Origin of the sequence: Vibrio sp. SG41-7, assembly GCF_014164465.1 — a bacterium.
GTDB classification, from domain to species: Bacteria; Pseudomonadota; Gammaproteobacteria; order Enterobacterales; family Vibrionaceae; genus Vibrio; species Vibrio splendidus.
The window spans coordinates 1-19,493 of sequence record NZ_JACJFF010000051.1; the positions used below are offsets into that span (position 1 = coordinate 1).

Here is a 19,493-nt window from a genome sequence, read left to right on the forward strand (position 1 = left end):
ACCTATTTAGAAAATCAGAGGGTAACTTGTCTGTACCAAGAAAGATGAACCAAGCCGCATGGAATAAAGATTACAGGGAAAAAGTTCTTTTTACATCAGATTAACAAAGTATATTCGCGCCCTTATGGCAGCATTGATGTTAGCTGGTGCTTTGCCAGTGATGAGAATGATTCGGAACACTCCGATGAAATCACTGAGGGATGCGCTTTAATATGCTTCAACGAAATGGCTCAACGAAATTCAGACACCGATTTGTCTCCTCTCTATTATTGATCGGTTTCTTTGGCACCATTTTAGGTGTCTGGGCGTACTACTCTTACTTTGCTGATGTTGGCGAGAAAGGCGTGAACGAGGTCAATTCAGTGCTTGTAAGCGAGCACTTTAATGTATTCGAGCCTGTGTTACCTGACCGCAGCGTTTCGTTACCTCGAGACTTCCAATTCCACCCAGAATTTCAACACGAGTGGTGGCATTACTTTGCTTCTCTAAAAGGGGATGATGGCAAAAAGTACTCCGTTCAATGGAGCTTCTTCCGAATAGCGACTGACGAACGCGAGACGCCGGGGTGGCAAAGCCCACAGGTTTATATTTCAAATGTCGTGATCTCTTCTGATTCTAAGGTTTGGAAAGAGCAACGCTTAGCGCGTGGTGGTATTGGCCAAGCGGGAATGACCAGTCGTCCGTTTAGAATTTGGATTGATAACTGGAACTGGCGCGCCCTTGGCAACACACCATTTCCTGGTCGCCTTCAAGTGAAAACGGATACGTTTGGCCTTGAACTCGACACCATTGCGAAAGGGCCCTATGTGCTCAACGGCGATAATGGTTACCAGAAAAAGCACGATTTATTGCCTGTCGCGTCTTATAACTTCAGCGCTCCATTTTTATCCCTAAGCGGTGTATTGAATCTGGACGGCGTTACCAAGGAAGTAGAAGGCACAGCTTGGGTACATAAAGAGTGGGGCAGTGGCTTACTCGGAGTGGGTCAACAAGGCTGGGATTGGTTCGTGTTTAATCTCGATGATGGTACAGCGCTGAGTATTAACCGCTACCGCCATAATCAACAGCTGCCTTATGTTTTTGGAACATTGGCCACTCGTTCGGGCAAGGTGTACCAGTTAACGGACTCAGATATTTCTATCAAGCCTTTACAGAATACGACGCTACAGAATGGTAGAAGAATGCCGCTCCAATGGATTATTAACGTGCCACAGCACAATATCAACCTCACGACACGCATCAAACGCCGAGATATGTGGTTGCCATTTGTCATACCATATTGGGAAGGGCCAATTATGGCGAGCGGAAGCCATGAAGCGACAGGCTTTATGCAATTAACCGGTTACTAAAAACACCTAAGGCTATCATTTGATAGCCTTTTTTGTGCTCATGATTTTTGTGAGCCCCTGATTAATTGTGCATACAGCCTTTGTGATCTCATCTATACTTATTTTATGGTGCATAACAACATTATGGAATATACGACGTATTGTTTAGTATTTGTAGGAAAAACCGAAGTTAAACATCCGAAGAAGTGATTATCTATCGATTACGCTTGGATATAAACTCATGGTTATTCTTTGTTATTCGTTTATTTAAATAATAAATATAAGGGCGAAATCATGACCGACGTCATCCGTGACTTCTTTAAAATGGAATCTGCTGGCGGCATCATACTAGTCATCGCTGCGGCGATCGCAATGTTTGTAGCAAACTCACCACTGAACGAAATGTACCAAGGCGTATTGCATAGTTACGTTCTTGGTATGTCTGTGTCTCACTGGATTAACGATGGCTTAATGGCTGTCTTCTTCCTTCTAATCGGCTTAGAAGTTAAGCGCGAACTTTTAGAAGGCGCATTAAAGTCTAAAGAGACAGCAATCTTCCCAGCTATTGCAGCTGTGGGTGGTATGCTAGCTCCTGCACTTATTTACGTGCTATTCAATTCAAGTAACCCTGAAGCGCTTCAGGGCTGGGCTATTCCAGCAGCAACAGATATCGCATTCGCATTGGGTATCATGGCTCTTCTTGGTAACCGAGTACCGGTCAGCTTGAAGGTATTCTTACTAGCATTAGCAATTATCGATGACTTAGGTGTTGTTGTTATCATTGCACTGTTCTACTCAGGCGATCTATCGACGCTTGCACTAACGGTTGGCTTCATCGCAACGGGTGTGCTGTTCATGCTAAACAACAAGCATGTGACTAAGCTGAGTATTTACCTCATTGTCGGTGCAATTCTGTGGTTCGCAGTATTGAAGTCTGGTGTTCATGCAACATTGGCTGGTGTAGTTATTGGTTTTGCTATCCCACTGAAAGGCAATAAAGGGGAGCGTTCTCCACTGAAACACCTAGAGCATGCTCTGCACCCATACGTCGCTTTTGCAATTTTGCCAATCTTCGCATTTGCAAACGCAGGTATCTCACTGGAAGGCATCTCAATTTCAAACCTTACAGGCATGTTACCGCTTGGTATCGCTATGGGTCTATTGGTTGGTAAGCCACTGGGTATCTTCCTATTCAGCTGGGGCGCTGTGAAAACGGGTGTAGCTAAACTTCCTGAAGGTGTGAATTTCATGAACATCTTCGCGGTATCTGTGTTGTGTGGTATTGGCTTTACGATGTCTATCTTTATTTCATCACTAGCATTTGGTCCAACTAACGCAGACTTTGATACGCTCGCTCGACTAGGCATCCTGATGGGATCAACGACTGCAGCTATCTTAGGTTACTTCCTGCTAAGTATTTCTCTACCGAAGACTAAGCAACAAGAAGTAAAGCTATAATTGGTAAGTAAAAGCATAGTTGGTAAGTAAAACTATATTCGGTAGTAGGTTCGCTTGATAGCGAGCCTACTCACTGAGTAACAAGCCAACTCTTGAGTAGCAAGAAGAGTCACAGAGTCATCCCTCGACTCATGTGACAACAAAGAACAAAAAAGCCGTGATGGGCAACCCTATCACGGCTTTCTTGATCTTACTGTTAAGCTGTCTTTGTAAGATAACCCGTCTTACATTTCAGTGACAATGTCACGCTATTTTTCTAGCGTGGTAAAAATGGTCCACTCTTCAACGATTTGTTCACTTAACCCAACCACGGTTGCCGTTACCTTACGGTTTAGTGCATGCGAAGTAGCATCATCACCCTCGTTTTCCAGGCGTTCTTCACCATAACCGACAATTCTTACTCGCTCTGGCTCTATACCATTCGACAGTAACTCGTCTTGAACATTGTTTGCTCGTCTTTTTGATAAATCTAAGTTGTATTCGTTGGAACCCACTTTACTCGCGTAACCTTGTATTTCAATCGACGCACTTTTGTAAGTCTCAAGGAATTCAGCCATTGTACTGATTTGATCAGAAAATATTGGGTTCACTTCAAATGAGTCATGAGCAAAGAGTATTTTTAACTGTCTGACTTCTTCTGCTCGAATCGTTTCACCACAGCCGTCATTGTCGACTTGTGACGCTTCAGGCGTTCCTGGGCAGGTATCGCGCGCGTTTACCACACCATCGTTGTCGTCGTCTTGCAGGTCTGCAATCTGTTCTGCTTCAGGTGTCTCGATGTAAGCCTCTTCCTGTTGGCTAGAACAGGCAAATAAAGTCATCGTTAATACGGGAAGTAATAAGTACGTTACTTTCATCATTAATACTCCATAGCCGTTGTCCACTCCTCTGGAATATCAACCAGTAGAGCATTCAATAAAGAACCTGTTGCGTTCATCACTCGGTATTTAGCGTACTGCTCAGAGTAATGGGCATCTAGATAATCTTTACGGGCTTCAAATAGTTCGTTCTCAGTGTTGAGCAAGTCAAGAAGAGTACGTTTGCCTATTCGGTATTGTTTTTCATATGCGATAACGGTTTCCGAAGCTGAATCAACATGATCAGATAGGAAGTTCTTTTGTTGCAGCGTGAGGTCTAAGGCGCTCCATGAAAGGCGAAGGCCTTCTTCCACTTGGCGATAAGCACGATCTCTCAGATCTTTTGCTTTGTTCAATTGGTAAGCAGCCGCTTCAGAGTTAGCACTGTCTGTTCCGCCGTTGTACAAGTTATATCGCATTCGCAGCATCGCGAGCGTTTCTTGACTTGAGCCTTCATCGCCACCTGCATCGTCACGCCATGACTGTGATGCCTCAATGGAGAAGGTAGGGTAGTTCACGCCTTTCGATTGTTTGTATTGGAAGTGCGCAGCGTCAACATCAGCTGCCGCGATTTTGATCACGGGGTGTTTGTCTAAGGCATCAACAATGGCGTCTGTTAACGACAAAGGAATTCTAGAAATATCAGCTCTTGGGTAAATTAAACCTAGGGGTTCTTGACCCACCACACGTCTAAATTGGGTATGTGTATCGATCAAATTATTCTGTGCAGCCAATAAGTTACCATGAGCCTTTGCAATCCTAGCTTCTACTTGCGACACATCCGCTGTTGAACCTATACCAGAATTAGCTCGTTTCTTAATATCTTTATAGATTTTTTTGTGTATTGAAAGGTTACTTTCTGACAGTGCCAACACCTCAGTGGCTTTCACCGCGTCTAGATAGATTTGTGTTACCTCCAGCGCTTTGTCTTCGGCATCTGCAATCAATTGTAAACGAACCGACTCGGCTTCTGCGGCGGTACGATCAATGTCGTACAGAGTCGCGGAACCATCCCACAGCAATTGCGTGAGGGAAATCGTCGCTTCCTTTCTTGTTAGATCGGTATCGGGGCCGTTATTTGGTGCAGGATTTATGCCTTCGTAACCAATACCAGCATCAAGGTCGATACTGGGCTTGTACGCTCCTCCTGAGGCATCATTACGTTTTTTTACGCTCGCATATTCGTTGAAGATGCTTTTTATCTCTGGATTCGTTGCCAAGGTAATAGCCACAGACTGTTCCAGAGTTTGCGCGGCGAGTGGTGCTGCAGCAACTAAGCAACACATGATGGATAATTTAAACAATTTCAAAGTAGCTCTCCTTCTACTTTCAATGTCTCATCCGTTTCCCAACCTAGGTTTCCCGTTAGATTGAGAGAAGGGTATTAAACGAAGCTTAGGACATTTGCAAAAAAATGCGAAGTTTGTTGGGTTTTTTTTGAATGTAAGTCGCTATTGCTATTGACTAATTTGAAAATCACCAAATTTACACCCTTCTAGTGAGTTGATTATCAATAGTGGCACTACTAAATTTAGTGTAGGAAATAGCCACAGCGCAGAGTGGGATTGAATCCGCGTTTGGCATGTTCTGGGCAGAAGTGGGAATATGGATATGGGAAACATCAACCTAAATATACTAGGTCTTGCTAGCGGGAGTGTTGTGCTCGACGCTCAAGGCCAAGTTAGACGTTTGTCTCCGGGCGAACAACCAGCGGCTAGCGACGTAATTATCAGTTTTGATACTAGTGAAGAAAATGTGCCAAGTGTTTCTGCACGTTTTGTAGATAACCAGGGCCAACAAAATGCACTAGATACCGATGATGAGATCGCTCAAGTTCAGCGTGCTATTGAAGAAGGATTTGATCCAACGGAACTAGGAGATGAGTTTGACACTGCAGCTGGTGAGGAAGGCTCGAGTTTGACCAACAGCGGTAGGATTGAACGTACTGGGGCTGAAACTCAAGCTGCCACGAATTTTGAAACTGACGGGTTTGAGTTTCAAGGATTGTCAGAAACTCAAAGTATTGCTCTTTTTGATATCATCGCTTTTGCGCTTATTTCAGGTGAAACTAACGTTATTGAGTTTGAGCAGGATGAACCAATTGAAACCGGTGGCGCCTTAACCAGCGACGACCCGGACGTTACCTTTATTGGCAAAGAGGTCGCTGGAGACAATGACCTCGGTACCTTTGTCGTCAATGAGGATGGTACTTGGACCTTCGTAGCCAACAGTCCTTATGATGAACTTGCTGACGGAGAGCAAATTCAAGATACAACCACAGTACAAACTTCTGATGGAGGTGAGCAAGTCATTACAGTCACTATTATTGGTACTGATGATGCAGCTGTAGCCACTGATGATTCAGGCAGTGTGACTGAGGACATTGATGTCGATGACATCACCAACCAATTAGTGACGTCTGGTCAGATCGTGATTACAGACGTAGATAGCGACACTCCTACCTTTTCAGCTGATGGTGAGTTTAACCTCGTAGGTTCAACAAACGACTCACAACTTGGCGTATTGAGCATCGAACCTGACGGCGCTTGGACTTACGTAGTCAATAATGATGACGTGCAATACCTAGACGACGATGAATTCGTGACTGAGGTTTATACCGTTACAGCCAGTGACGGTACCACGAGCGAAGTAACTATCACGATTAACGGTGCCGATGATCCATCTGATATAACCGTTGGCGAAGGTGATTCAGACACAGGTGAAGTTACTGAGGATGTGGATGTTGACCAAGAGAGCAACAACTTAACAACCTCCGGAACGCTCACCATCACCGATGTAGACGACAACGACGTTGCTGCTTTTGAACCAAATGGTACGTTTAATCCAGAAGGTTCGACCAATGATACAGCGTTGGGTATGTTGACCATTACCGACGATGGCGAATGGACTTATGTGGTAGATAACGACAATGTGCAATATCTTGATGACGATGAGTTTATCACCGAGATTTATACGGTTACTGCGATTGATGGAACCACCAGTGAAGTAACCATCACCATCAACGGTGCTGATGATCCATCCGAAATTACTGTCGGGGAAGGTGACTCAGACATGGGTGAGGTGACAGAAGATGTTGATGTCGATCCAGAAAGCAACGACTTGATGGCGACGGGAACACTGACGATTACCGATGTTGATGCTAACGATGTCGCGGCTTTTCAACCTAACGGAACGTTTAATCCAGAAGGTTCGACCAATGATACCGCGTTGGGTATGTTGACCATTACCGACGATGGCGAATGGACTTACGTCGTAGACAACGACAACGTGCAATATCTCGATGACGATGAGTTTGTCACTGAGGTTTACACTGTTACTGCGATTGACGGAACCACCAGTGAAGTAACCATCACCATCAACGGTGCTGATGATCCATCTGAGATTACCGTTGGTGAAGGTGACTCTGATATGGGGGAGGTGACGGAAGATGTTGATGTCGATCCAGAAAGCAACGACTTGATGGCGACGGGAACACTGACGATTACCGATGTTGATGCTAACGATGTCGCGGCTTTTCAACCTAACGGAACGTTTAATCCTGAAGGTTCAACCAATGACACCGCGTTGGGTATGTTGACCATTACCGACGATGGCGAATGGACTTACGTCGTAGACAACGACGATGTGCAATATCTTGATGACGAGGAATTCGTCACCGAGGTTTACACGGTTACTGCGATTGACGGAACCACCAGTGAAGTAACCATCACCATTAACGGTGCTGATGATCCATCCGAGATCACCGTTGGCGAAGGTGACTCTGACATGGGGGAGGTGACGGAAGATGTCGATGTCAATCCTGATACTAACGAACTCTCGGTGTCTGGTACTTTAACGATTACCGATGTCGATACCAGTGATATGCCGGCCTTTAAACCTAATGGTGTGTTTAGCCCTATTGGGTCTACTTATGCACTTGCTTTAGGGATGTTAACGATTACTCCCGAAGGGGCATGGAGTTATGTCGTTGATAACGATGCGGTTCAATATTTGAATGATGATGACACGGTTATTGAGCGATATGTCGTAACCGCCATCGATGGTGTCGAGCATGTTATCGAGATAACAATCAATGGTGTCAACGATGCGCCTGAAGCGACCAGCTTTACGGTCGTCAATGATGAAGACGCGATCATACCAATCCTCTTCGATTCTGAAGATGGCGGTATGCCTGATTACATCTCAGATATAGAAGATGACCATGACGATATTCCACTTAATATTCGGATAGAAAGCTTGCCAACCAACGGCAGCCTTTTGTATACCGATGAAAATGGCGTCACCAGAGAAATTGTGCAGTCTGATGTCGACAACGGTGTGTTGTTTGTTCCAAATAATATTAGCTTCGTTGCCGGGCCCGGAGAGATGTTTGAAATGGGCTTCAGTGGCGATCCAGACGATATGCCAGATCTCGTTGATGGTTTCTATAATTGGGGTGTCGCGGTATCACCAACCGAAAGGCTAATTACCTTAGCTAACGGCAACACAATTACATTATCTATTGAAGACAATAACGATAAACCGCTTGAGCAGTACCAAGGGGAACAACCTCACGTCGGCTTTGGTATTGGTGACTCTGACGGCCAAGGAATGAACATGCAAGAAACCTTGGTCTTAGATTTTACCAACAATCCACTTGAAGTCGTTCAATTTGGATTAGATGGGTTGGGCGGGTCGTTCAACACTAATAGTAATGTTTATGTTGAAGTACTTTATACTTTCGCTGACGGTACAACCCACACAGAGCAGTATCAAAAAGACGAAGGTGATACTGGTCATGAGCAGATTCTTTACGACTTCAGTTACTCATCACCAAGTAATCCAATTGTTGGAATGGAGCTGTCATCGACTGGGGGCAGTTGGGAGTTGCGTTATGTACAAGGTAATGAAGCTGTAACCGATGACCCTCAATTTGACTATGTCGCAGTAGATTCAAATGGCGCTGAAAGTACAGTCGAAACGGTGACGGTTGATATTGAAGAACCACAACAATATAACGTGATCAGTGCTGCGAGTAACGAGCCTTTATTTGCGGGCTCTGGGAATGATCTGCTTATTGGCGATAGCGATGACAATATTTTCACTTGGTTAGACTCTGCACTCGATAATGGTACAGACATCATTAAAGACTTTGAGCTTTATACCAATGGCTCTGGTGATTTGATCGACCTCAATGATCTGATTGAAGATCCACAAGACGAAACTCAAATGGCCGAGCTTCTTGATATGATCGAAGTATCGGTCGATGGCGAAGACATCGCTTTGTCTATTCCAATCAATGGTGGAGACGACGTCCAAACAATCGTGGTAGAAGGGATCACTACGGAAATGGGCGTTTCAGTTGACCTGGGTAATGATCTCGCAATATTGGGAGAGCTTATTAAAAACGATGCAGCCTAATGGGCATCGTGGAATGCTCCATAGCTTGACGTAATGAAAGCCCTCGGTTTCGGGGGCTTTTTGCGCTCAGGGGTAGCCGAAGAAAAGTTGCCTGAAATTAAAAGCTGCTTGAATCATAGGCAAAAAAAAGCCCAAACCAATGCGGTTTGGGCGGATACAAGTATAGGAGTTAATAAGGAAAATGCAGTAATTAAGAAAGCAGGGAGAGAAACAAGTTTGACGGCCTGTTAAACTTCTAAATACTCTGTTTTCTACTTAATTTATGACCCTCCATTTCTAATTCAGTTCCCAGAAAATTCAATAATTTTTCCTTTTTTATTAAACGTACATCGATTCAATCGGTTAGAGCTGATTCTTGCTAACTGGTACGACCAATTGGTGAAAATGTGATGTTGCTTGCTTGTTAAATAAATGTACTAAGCGTATATTTCAAACAGTTGTTTAATACGAGTGATTGAAATGGCACCAAGAAGTACAACCAAAGACAAAATCTTAGATGTGGCTGAAGGCTTATTTGCTGAGCACGGTTTTAATGACACCTCTTTACGCACCATTACGGGTAAAGCCAATGTCAATCTTGCTTCAGTGAACTACCACTTTGGCGATAAGAAGACTCTGGTTCGTGCGGTACTCAATCGATACTTAGAAGCATTTATGCCTGCATTGCAAGACGCTTTAGTGAACTTAAACTTGAACGAAACGTATTCTATGAGTGATGTGTTTGAGTCTCTAAGACAGCCGCTAAGAGCACTGAATGATGTAAGGCCAAACGGTACCAGCCGATTTATGTTACTCATCGGTCGAGGTTATACGGATGTGCAAGGTCACTTGCGTTGGTTCATTACAACTCGCTACAGCGAAGTACTGACTCTGTTTACGACGTCAGTAATGAAAGCGAATCCGAACCTCACTCAAGAGCAGTTATTTTGGCGTTTACACTTCACCCTAGGGACTTGTGTTTTCACCATGGCGTCTAGCCAAGCTCTAATTGAAATTGCAGAGAATGACTACGACACAAAGATAGATGCGAAGGCAGTGGTCGATATTCTCATTCCATTTTTGGCCGCTGGCATGTCAGCAAAAGAATAAAACAATAAAAAGCAAAATATTCACAAACAATATAGTGAACAAAAGGATCTGAACTATGAGCTCTCTAAGACAAAAATGGGTAAGTGACCCAGCTTTTAAACTCTTTAAAAAAGTACTACCACCACTATCTAGCACCGAGAAAGAAGCGATGGAAGCGGGTAGCGTGTGGTGGGACGGAGAGCTGTTTTCTGGTAAACCAGATTTCACTAAGCTTCACCAGTACCCAAAACCTCAGCTGACAGCAGAAGAGCAATCGTTCATGGATAATGAACTTGAAACTTTGCTCGCTATGCTTGATGACCACAAAATTGTGAAAGAAGACCGAGACCTTCCTGAGGAAGTTTGGAACTTTTTACGCAAAGAGCGTTTCTTCTCGCTAATTATCGCGAAAGGGTACGGCGGTCGTGAATTTTCAGCGCACGCAAACTCTACCATCGTAACTAAAATTGCGACGCGTAGTATTAGTACTGCGGTTTCGGTAATGGTTCCAAACTCTCTTGGCCCTGGTGAGCTACTGTCTCACTACGGTACTCAAGATCAAAAAGACTACTGGTTACCTCGTCTTGCTGACGGTACAGATATCCCTTGTTTCGCACTAACAGGCCCTGAAGCAGGTTCTGATGCGGGTGGTATCCCTGATGTCGGAACAGTTTGTATGGGCATGCACGAAGGCAAAGAGACGCTGGGTATCAAACTGAACTGGAACAAGCGTTACATTACGCTAGCACCAGTGGCGACGGTACTCGGTCTAGCTTTCAAATTGCACGATCCAGAAAAGCTACTGGGTGACAAAGAAGACATTGGCATCACGTGTGCGCTTATCCCGGCAGACCACGAAGGTGTTGTTATTGGTGAGCGTCATGATCCACTTGGTCTTGCGTTTATGAATGGTCCAATACGTGGTCACGATGTATTTATTCCTATGGAATGGCTAATCGGTGGTGCAGATTACGCAGGTAAAGGTTGGCGTATGCTGGTGGAATGTCTGTCTGCAGGTCGCGGTATCTCGTTACCGGCACTTGGCACGGCGATGGGCCACCTAACGGCGAAAACCACTGGTGCGTACGCTTACGTTCGTAAGCAATTCGGCATGTCGATCGGTAAATTTGAAGGTGTTGCTGAGAGTTTAGGCCGTATTGGCGGCTTAACGTATCTACTAGAAGCGACTCGTACACTGACAACTACTTCACTTGATATGAAAGAGAAGCCGGGTATCGTAACGGCTATTGCGAAGTATCACATGACAGAGATGGCACGTACTATTCTGAATGACTCAATGGATATCCATTCAGGTCGTGCAATTCAAGATGGCCCAATGAACTACTTGGCTGCGCCTTACCTAGGTATTCCAGTTGCTATCACAGTAGAAGGTGCGAACATCCTAACTCGTAACCTGATGATCTTCGGTCAAGGTGCGACACGTTGTCACCCATACGTATTGAGCGAAATGGAAGCGGCAGCGAACCCAGATGAGAAGCAAGGTGCAAAAGACTTTGATAGCTTGTTGTTCAAGCACATCTCACACGCAACTAAAAACACGTTCGGTGCTTTTGGTGCGGCACTAACTGGCTCTAAGTTCATTAAAGCCGACATGAGTGGTCCAACTAAGCCTTACTACCAAGATTTGACTCGTTTGAGCCGTGCGCTTGCAGTGAGTGCGGATTTCGCAATGCTGACGCTAGGTGGTGAACTGAAACGTAAAGAGCTTATCTCGGCACGTTTGGGTGATGGTCTAAGTTACCTATACATGGCGTCTGCTGCACTTAAGAAGTATGAAGACGAAGGTCGCCAACAAGCTGACCTAGACTACGTACACTACGCGGTTCAACACTGTTTCCATAATGCGGCTAAGTCGCTACAAGAAGCGTACAGAAACTTCCCGAACAAGATGGTGGGTAAAGTACTTAAAGGTCTAGTTTTCCCTGTAGGTAACCACTTCGAGAAACCGAGTGATAACCTAACAGTTCAACTAGCAGAAAGCTTGATGACTCCGGGAGCACACCGTGAACGTCTGACTCACCTTTGTTACATTGGCAAAGAGGAAGATGATAGTGTTGGCCTTATGGAGAATGCTTTCAATGCGATGTACAGCATCAAGCCTCTGGAGCGTAAGATCTTCAAAGCAGTGAAAGAGGGCAAAGTGGCTCGTAAAGGCTTGCTTGCGGATAAACTGGCTCAAGCACTTGCTGCTGATGTTCTGACACAAGAAGAAGTCGACCAAATTGTTGCTGCTGATAAACTACGCTACACAGCGATTCAAGTTGACCACTTCAGTCATGACTTTAGTGAAACTTTGACGCGAAAAGAGTTAAAACCTAAGCTAAATAGCGTTGCTTAGATAAAGAAATGATAAAAGGCACCTAATAAGGTGCCTTTTTTTGTTTTTGTCGTAGAAGTCGCAATAGATGCGTTAACAAATGGTGACTTAGTCAGCAAATATCCGCTGAGTGCTCCAACCACTTGCATTTTCACCACATTTTTACAGAAATTAGATGCCATTTGCGTACGAAACTTTTATCCTTACCCTGATTTTTTAAGGAAGTTGAATATGATCATCAAACCTCGAATTCGCGGATTCATCTGTACTACAACACATCCAGTCGGTTGTGAAGCTAATGTAAAAGAACAAATTGCTTACACAAAAGCTCAAGGCCCAATCGCAAACGCACCTAAACGTGTACTCGTTGTTGGCTCTTCAAGTGGCTACGGCTTGTCTTCACGTATTGCGGCTGCATTTGGTGGCGGTGCTTCAACTATCGGTGTTTTCTTCGAGAAAGCCGGTACTGAGAAAAAGCCGGGCACAGCTGGCTTTTACAACTCAGCAGCGTTCGACAAGTTAGCTAAAGAAGAAGGCCTGTATTCAAAAAGCCTTAACGGCGATGCTTTCTCTAACGAAGCAAAACAGAAAACAATTGACCTGATCAAAGAAGATCTAGGCCAAATCGATATGGTTGTGTACTCACTGGCGTCTCCAGTGCGTAAAATGCCTGAGACTGGCGAAGTAATTCGTTCAGCTCTTAAGCCTATCGGCGAAACGTACACATCTACAGCGGTAGATACAAACAAAGATGCGATCATCGAAGCAAGCGTTGAGCCTGCTACTGAAGAAGAGATCAAAGACACTGTTACTGTAATGGGCGGTGAAGATTGGGAACTTTGGATCAACGCACTTTCTGAAGCGGGTGTTTTAGCTGACGGTTGTAAGACTGTTGCTTACAGCTACATCGGTACTGAGTTAACGTGGCCAATCTACTGGGATGGCGCGCTAGGTAAAGCTAAGATGGATCTAGATCGTGCAGCGTCAGCGCTAAACGAAAAACTAGGCCAAACTGGCGGTACTGCAAACGTTGCTGTTCTTAAGTCTGTTGTGACTCAAGCAAGCTCTGCGATTCCTGTTATGCCTCTGTACATCGCTATGGTGTTCAAGAAGATGCGTGAAGAAGGTATTCACGAAGGTTGTATGGAACAGATCTTCCGTATGTTCAGCCAACGTCTATACAAAGAAGATGGCAGCGCAGCAGAAGTTGACGAAGTGAACCGTCTACGTCTAGACGACCTAGAACTTCGTGACGACATTCAAGAGCATTGTCGTAACCTATGGCCTCAAATCACAACTGAAAACCTGAAAGAACTGACTGACTACGTTGAGTACAAAGAAGAGTTCTTGAAGCTGTTCGGTTTTGGTGTTGAAGGCGTTGATTACGAAGCTGACGTTGATACTGCTGTTGAATTTGATGTAGCTGACATCTAATTCAAACAATCGAATCAAAACGAAATAGGCGCTCATTGAGCGCCTATTTTTTTGTCTGTCGTTTGAGGAAAGAGATTAAAAGCAGACATAGAAAATAAATACAGATACGGGATTTGAGTGGCGAGATGCGAAAAGATTTAAGAGCAGATACGGGATGCTAGTAGCGGGATGCGAAGAGAAGTTAAGAGCAGATACGGGATACGAGTCACGAGATGCGAAAAGATTTAAGAGCGGATGCGGGATTCAAGTTTCGGGATGCGAAGAGATTTAAAGAGCGGATACGAATAGCAGGATGCAAAAGCTCTAAGAGCAGACTTGGGATGCGTTAAAAGCTGAGAAGAAGTAATAAAAAATGCACTAACCCAAGATGAATTAGTGCATTTGAAATATCTAAGCTTGGCTGCTTTTAAAGTAGCAGACGCTAGCTAATAATGATGATGAAATTACCTGCTAAGGTCATCAATATATTGGCAATCGCGTACGTACCCGCGTAACCCAGAGCAGGGATAGTTGAGCGAGCGTGGTCATTTACGATGTCCATCGCCGGAGCACAGGTTCGCGCGCCAATGATGGCACCAAATAGTAGAGCTCGGTTCATCTTCAATACGTAAGCACCAACCAAGTAAGCGAAGAATACCGGCAGAACACTAACTACTAGAGCAATACCGATGACCTGAGGGCCTACTTGCGTTAAGTGTTCAAACATCTTACCACCGGCGCTCAAGCCGATACCGACCATGAAGAACATCAAACCCAGGTCTTTGACCATGTTCAATGCCCCCTGAGGCACATAACCGAAAGTAGGGTGGTTTGCTCTTAAGAAGCCAAGCATGATGCCGGATAAAAGCAGGCCAACCGCATTACCTAATCCAAACGACACCTGACCGAATGTCATGGTGATCAAACCAAACAAAATACCCAGAATGAAAAAGCTACAGAAGGCCATCAAATCCGCCATTTGGCTGTGGATTGAGATGAAACCAATTTTCTCAGCTAGACCGTGGACGCGACTCTTTTCGCCACTCACCTGCAGGACATCGCCTTTAGAAAGCACGATATTTAAGTCCATCGGCATTTCAATTTGAGCACGTACTACGCGGTTAAGGAAACAGCCGTATTCAGATAGGTTCAAGTCGGATAGGCGCTTACCTGCGATGTTGTCACTCTTAACGACAATCTCCTCTTCCACGATACGAAGATCGAGAAGGTTACGGTCGAAAACCTCTTTACCATTACGGAAGCTTGGGTCGAGACGCGCGTGGCTATCAGGGAAACCTACCAATGCGATTTCATCACCTTCTTGCAGGATCGCATCACCATCTGGGTGGGCAAGAATACCGTTACGACGAATACGCTCGATGTAACAGCCCGTTTGGCGATAGATACCCAGTTCACGAAGGTTCTTACCGTCTGTCCAAGATATAAGCTCTTGTCCTACGCGGTAAGCTCGTATGATTGGAAGGTAAACCTTACGTTGCCCTGAAGCACCTAAGCCACGCTCTTGGGCGATTTGCTCAGCTGAATCGTGTAGGTTAACTTTCTGAAGCTTTGGAATAAGGCGAGCAAACATAATCATGCTGATTAAGCCAACTAAGTAAGCCATCGCATAACCAACGGAGAGGTTTTCGATGATCAGGCCTATATCCATGTTTCTTGGTAATTCTGCAAGCCCAGAATTCAGAGCATCTTGAGCACCTACTAATATAGGCGTTGCTGTTAAGGCCCCCGCCATCATGCCTGCGGATAAACCAAAGCCTAGCCCGAGGTAGTGGCTACTGAAATACGTTAAAGCAATTGCGGTAGAGAGAACCACAAGGCTCAGAATGAGATAATGCTTACCGTCTCTGAAGAAGATACCGAAGAAGTTTGGTCCTGCTTCAATACCAACACAGTAGATGAAAAGCATGAAGCCAATCGTGAGCGCATCAGCGTTAAACGAAAAACCAAGATGTCCCATGATAAGGGAAGTAATCAGAACACCGATTGAATTGCCAAGTTGGAGGCTACCGAAACGAATTTTACCAATGGCTAATCCAATCGATAAAACAACAAAGATGAGGAGAATGGGGTTTTGTTCTAACAGAAAAACAACGTCGATATTCACAGTGGTCGCTCAATAATTGGCGTGAAACACAGGGTAAGTTTGAGAGGTGGATTGTATCTAAATATAAATAAAATATAAGCGATATTTTGCTATTTTACTTGATTTTGACTTTATTATTATTCCGTACGAAAACTCGTCATAAAAAAAGCCCGCTACAGTGAGCGGGCTTGATATAAATCGTACAGTCTAACGCTTGAATTGGTTAGCTGTTTTAGGCTTTAGCATTGGATCTCGTAAGAGAAATCTTAGCTTAGTCGAAAAGACCTAGGTTTTCTTTTGCGTATGCTTCAAATTCTGTGCAGCCGCCGATGTGGTCTTGGTCGATGAAGATTTGTGGCACTGTGTCTACAGGCTTACCAACAGTCTTCTCAAGGTCAGCTTTGCTGATGCCTTCAGCGTGGATGTCAACGTAACGGTAGTTGAAGTCATCGCGTTTAGCTTTAAGAGTTTCAGCATGCTCTTTTGCACGAACACAGAATGGGCAAGCAGGGCGACCAAAAATAACTACAAACATTTAATTTCTCCTAAATACGGGATGAGGCTCGTTAACTCAATTATGTTAACTATTCTTTAATGAATGCCACTCAAAATTTCTTAAAACCAACTATGCCTCAATGCCATGGGGAAATAAAGATGGAATTGCCTCTTAATACGATAGGTTTTGCCTATCAGCGCAAATATTAATCATAAAAAGGTAGGGTCGCGTTCACTGGCCTCTACCATTGTTAAGTACCCTTAATATTAGAGTGTGAATTACCCCTAAGATTGCGACTTTAATCCATCTTTAATGTGACAAGTTGCACCTCGTCAAAAAAATCAAACACAGAACGAGGCATCTTATTATTGGGTATGGAACCATATTCGGTAAGCTGCCAGATGTAACCCCATTTTAGTGTGCTTGTATTTAAGATGCAGGCATTGTGTTGTAAGTACAAAGGTTACATTTCGAAGGTTGTATTCCGAAGATTAAATGCCAAAAAGCAAGAATTTCAAAAAAACCAAGAGTTCGTAGTTTTGTTTAGTCATAGGCGCAGGAGGCTCCATGTTTCAATTTATGACATCTACAAAGATCATCTTTGGTGATGGGGCACTTCCCGCTTCATTGTCTCTCTTTAATCAATACGGCTACAGCGTGTTATTGGTTACTGGTAATACATTAGAACGCACCTCACTTGTTACTGATTATCTAGATGCGCAGAGTATGCGTTACCAGCAGATTGCCGTTTCGGGTGAACCCAATATCAAAATGGTTGAAGAGGCTGCCACGTCTGCTCGGCGATTTAAACCTGATATGGTGGTGGCAATGGGTGGCGGCAGTGCCATTGATATGGGAAAAGCGTTAGCTGCGGTTTTACCCAATCAAGGTAATTTATACGACTATGTTGAAGTGGTTGGGCGTAATGTTCCTCTTAAAACTAAACCGCTTCCGTTTATCGCTATTCCAACCACAGCGAGTACCGGCGCTGAGGTCACTAAAAATGCGGTACTTAAATCAGGCCAAGACCAAGTCAAGATAAGCCTTAGAAGCCCAGAGATGCTAGCTGACGTCGCGATTGTTGACCCTGCATTAACCCATGGCACTAATCCGTATTTATCTGGCCGCGGTGCTATGGACGCATTTACCCATTTAATGGAAGCCTATGTGTGTGGTGAACCGAATCCGTTAACCGATATGATCTGTGAAGAAGGGTTGCGTAAGCTGAGTTGTTCTGTCATTCAGGCGTGTATCTATGATGAACCTCAAGCGCGTTCTGATCTTGCCTTCGCTTCTATGCTCGGAGGAATGGCGATAACCAATGCTAAGCTCGGTGCTGCGCACGGGCTAGCTTCTGCGTTAGGAGGTAAGATTTCTGCGCCGCACAGTGTGATTACAGCGCGCTTGGCACCATTTGTGATGTTAGAAAACATAGCAGTAGCGAAAGAGCAGCAAAGAAACGACATATTAGCGCGTTATCAGCGAATCGCTCAGATAGTGACGGGTAACGTAGAAGCAAAAGAAGAAGAGGCGATTACTTGGTTATCTGAAGTGTTGGATACACTCAAGCTACCAAGCTTACTTGAATTTGGTGTCTGCGAAGCTCAGTTTGATGAGGTGTCTGCCGATGCGCTCAAATCAGTGGCGATTAAAGGAACCCCTTTACCGTTGAATCAAGAGAGGCTTGTACATATTCTGAAGCAGGTTTGCGAGGAGTGCAGTTGTGGAGAGGGGGATCATGATACAGCCTCAATGAATCAGGCTAATCAACTTGCCCCAGAACAGGCTGCCGAGTCGAGTTTTACCATTATTAACTCTTATGCGTCTGAGAATAATGTTGTAGAGAAAGGCAATAGCTGGACGATCTAACGTTCTTCGAACAGTCCACTGCATAAACCATTGTAAACAGATAAATAAAAACGGAGCACTAGGCTCCGTTTTTTAATTCAACTTGTTCTCTGGTCATCTGTTTTCAGGTCATGCCTTAACAGATTAGAATTGAGAATACTTCTCGTAACGTGAATCACGAAGTGACTCTTTCACGCGCTTTAGGTTCTCTCTGAAACCAGAACCACGACGAAGTGTAAAGCCTGTTGCTAGCACATCGATAACCGTCATCTGAACAACGCGACTTGCCATTGGCATGTAAACGTCAGTGTCTTCCGGTACATCCAATGAGATAGACAGCGAGCTCGCTTTATCTAATGGAGAGTCTTTCGCTGTGATAGCGATAACGGTTGCGCCGTTCTCGCGAGCTAAGTTCGCAATCTCAACTTGGCTTTTTGTGCGGCCAGTGTGAGAGATAAGAACAATAACGTCGTTGTCACTGCAGTTAATGCAGCTCATGCGTTGCATCACGATGTCTTCGAAACAAGTGATTGGGATATTGAAACGAATGAACTTGTTTTGAGCATCTTTGGCTACAGCAGAAGAGGCACCCAGTCCGAAGAATGAAATGCGTTTTGCTTGAGTCAGCAGGTCAACCGCACGGTTAACTTGCATCGCGTCTAGACTGTTTTTAGCAACGTCTAGACAAGCCATAGTTGATTCGAAAATCTTATGCGTGTAAGCATCTGGGCCATCATCTTCTTCAACATTACGGTTCACGTAAGGTGTACCGTTCGCCAAGCTTTGAGCTAGGTGAAGTTTGAAGTCAGGAAAGCCCTTTGTGTCTAAACGACGACAGAAGCGGTTAACTGTAGGCTCACTCACGTCAGCCATTTTAGCTAAGGTAGCAATGCTAGAATGAATTGCAGTTTGAGGGGAAGCCATGATTACTTCGGCTACCTTACGCTCAGACTTGCTGAAATTTTCCAGGTTTTTTTGTATTTTTTCTAATGTATTCATAGTGTTCACAAGGGTATAGAGAACAACTTGCTAGTTAATATCTTTTACCAGGGGGTATGGCTGAAGCAAATATCAGTAAGCACAAAGCCAAAACTATATTCGGTATTGTAAATACTGATGCATCAAATAGATATCAAGCTAACTAGCACCATAGAGTCAGTAT

General features: G+C 44.4%; 12 protein-coding genes. 7 read left to right on the forward strand and 5 right to left on the reverse strand.

The features are described 5' to 3' along the window. Window positions 1-200 precede the first annotated feature (200 nt). Together H5300_RS14415 and nhaA are read left to right on the forward strand one after the other, a co-directional pair. Window positions 201-1,349 carry a lipocalin-like domain-containing protein gene (locus H5300_RS14415; RefSeq protein ID WP_102535028.1) on the forward strand — a complete coding sequence of 383 codons (1,149 nt, stop codon included), beginning with the start codon at window positions 201-203 and terminating at the stop codon, window positions 1,347-1,349. 273 nt (window positions 1,350-1,622) lie between these two features. Further along, window positions 1,623-2,786, forward strand: a complete 1,164-nt coding sequence (nhaA, locus tag H5300_RS14420) for a Na+/H+ antiporter NhaA (protein WP_004734677.1) — start codon at window positions 1,623-1,625, stop codon at window positions 2,784-2,786. A 248-nt stretch (window positions 2,787-3,034) separates the two neighbouring features. Here the strand turns inward: nhaA and H5300_RS14425 are convergent, their stop codons facing one another. Next, entirely contained in the window at window positions 3,035-3,646 is a 612-nt protein-coding gene (locus H5300_RS14425) for an OmpA family protein (RefSeq protein ID WP_004734678.1), read from the reverse strand. Then, a complete protein-coding gene (locus tag H5300_RS14430; RefSeq protein ID WP_017079061.1) occupies window positions 3,646-4,953 on the reverse strand; it encodes a TolC family outer membrane protein in 1,308 nt (435 codons plus the stop codon). Before H5300_RS14430 ends, H5300_RS14425 begins: the two co-directional genes overlap by 1 nt. Window positions 4,954-5,254: 301 nt before the next feature. Here H5300_RS14430 and H5300_RS14435 point away from each other — a divergent pair, with 301 nt between their 5' ends. The 4 genes from H5300_RS14435 (at window position 5,255) to fabV (ending at window position 13,904) form a co-directional block, all read left to right on the forward strand. Then, window positions 5,255-9,064, forward strand: coding sequence for a VCBS domain-containing protein (locus H5300_RS14435; RefSeq protein WP_182796249.1), 3,810 nt, complete (start codon window positions 5,255-5,257; stop codon window positions 9,062-9,064). Window positions 9,065-9,523: 459 nt separating this feature from the next. Beyond that, a complete protein-coding gene (locus H5300_RS14440) occupies window positions 9,524-10,153 on the forward strand; it encodes a TetR/AcrR family transcriptional regulator (protein ID WP_029222147.1) in 630 nt (209 codons plus the stop codon). Between the two features lie 55 nt (window positions 10,154-10,208). Further along, entirely contained in the window at window positions 10,209-12,491 is a 2,283-nt protein-coding gene (locus H5300_RS14445; protein WP_182796250.1) for an acyl-CoA dehydrogenase, read from the forward strand. A gap of 210 nt (window positions 12,492-12,701) precedes the next feature. Continuing rightward, window positions 12,702-13,904: an enoyl-ACP reductase FabV gene (gene fabV / locus H5300_RS14450; RefSeq protein ID WP_029224510.1), complete on the forward strand. Its 1,203-nt coding sequence runs from the start codon at window positions 12,702-12,704 to the stop codon at window positions 13,902-13,904. 421 nt (window positions 13,905-14,325) lie between these two features. Here fabV and H5300_RS14455 read toward each other — a convergent pair whose 3' ends face one another. Together H5300_RS14455 and H5300_RS14460 are read right to left on the reverse strand one after the other, a co-directional pair. Continuing rightward, complete coding sequence (locus H5300_RS14455; RefSeq protein WP_182796251.1) at window positions 14,326-16,008, reverse strand: aspartate:alanine antiporter; 1,683 nt, start codon at window positions 16,006-16,008, stop codon at window positions 14,326-14,328. A 250-nt stretch (window positions 16,009-16,258) separates the two neighbouring features. Further along, window positions 16,259-16,522: a GrxA family glutaredoxin gene (locus tag H5300_RS14460; protein WP_009847069.1), complete on the reverse strand. Its 264-nt coding sequence runs from the start codon at window positions 16,520-16,522 to the stop codon at window positions 16,259-16,261. A gap of 528 nt (window positions 16,523-17,050) precedes the next feature. Between H5300_RS14460 and H5300_RS14465 the strand changes: the two genes are divergently transcribed. Further along, window positions 17,051-18,352, forward strand: a complete 1,302-nt coding sequence (locus tag H5300_RS14465; protein ID WP_182796252.1) for an iron-containing alcohol dehydrogenase — start codon at window positions 17,051-17,053, stop codon at window positions 18,350-18,352. Window positions 18,353-18,475: 123 nt separating this feature from the next. Here the strand turns inward: H5300_RS14465 and H5300_RS14470 are convergent, their stop codons facing one another. After that, window positions 18,476-19,330 (reverse strand): MurR/RpiR family transcriptional regulator, encoded by an 855-nt coding sequence (locus H5300_RS14470; protein ID WP_004734686.1) that lies wholly within the window; start codon window positions 19,328-19,330, stop codon window positions 18,476-18,478. Between the last annotated feature and the right edge of the window lie 163 nt (window positions 19,331-19,493).

Coding starts and splice junctions, on each gene's coding strand:
- H5300_RS14415 (WP_102535028.1), top strand. CDS start 201: ATGCGCTTTAATATGCTTCAACGAAATGGCTCAACGAAATTCAGACAC.
- nhaA (WP_004734677.1), top strand. CDS start 1,623: ATGACCGACGTCATCCGTGACTTCTTTAAAATGGAATCTGCTGGCGGC.
- H5300_RS14425 (WP_004734678.1), bottom strand. CDS start 3,646: ATGATGAAAGTAACGTACTTATTACTTCCCGTATTAACGATGACTTTA.
- H5300_RS14435 (WP_182796249.1), top strand. CDS start 5,255: ATGGGAAACATCAACCTAAATATACTAGGTCTTGCTAGCGGGAGTGTT.
- H5300_RS14440 (WP_029222147.1), top strand. CDS start 9,524: ATGGCACCAAGAAGTACAACCAAAGACAAAATCTTAGATGTGGCTGAA.
- H5300_RS14445 (WP_182796250.1), top strand. CDS start 10,209: ATGAGCTCTCTAAGACAAAAATGGGTAAGTGACCCAGCTTTTAAACTC.
- fabV (WP_029224510.1), top strand. CDS start 12,702: ATGATCATCAAACCTCGAATTCGCGGATTCATCTGTACTACAACACAT.
- H5300_RS14460 (WP_009847069.1), bottom strand. CDS start 16,522: ATGTTTGTAGTTATTTTTGGTCGCCCTGCTTGCCCATTCTGTGTTCGT.
- H5300_RS14465 (WP_182796252.1), top strand. CDS start 17,051: ATGTTTCAATTTATGACATCTACAAAGATCATCTTTGGTGATGGGGCA.
- H5300_RS14470 (WP_004734686.1), bottom strand. CDS start 19,330: ATGAATACATTAGAAAAAATACAAAAAAACCTGGAAAATTTCAGCAAG.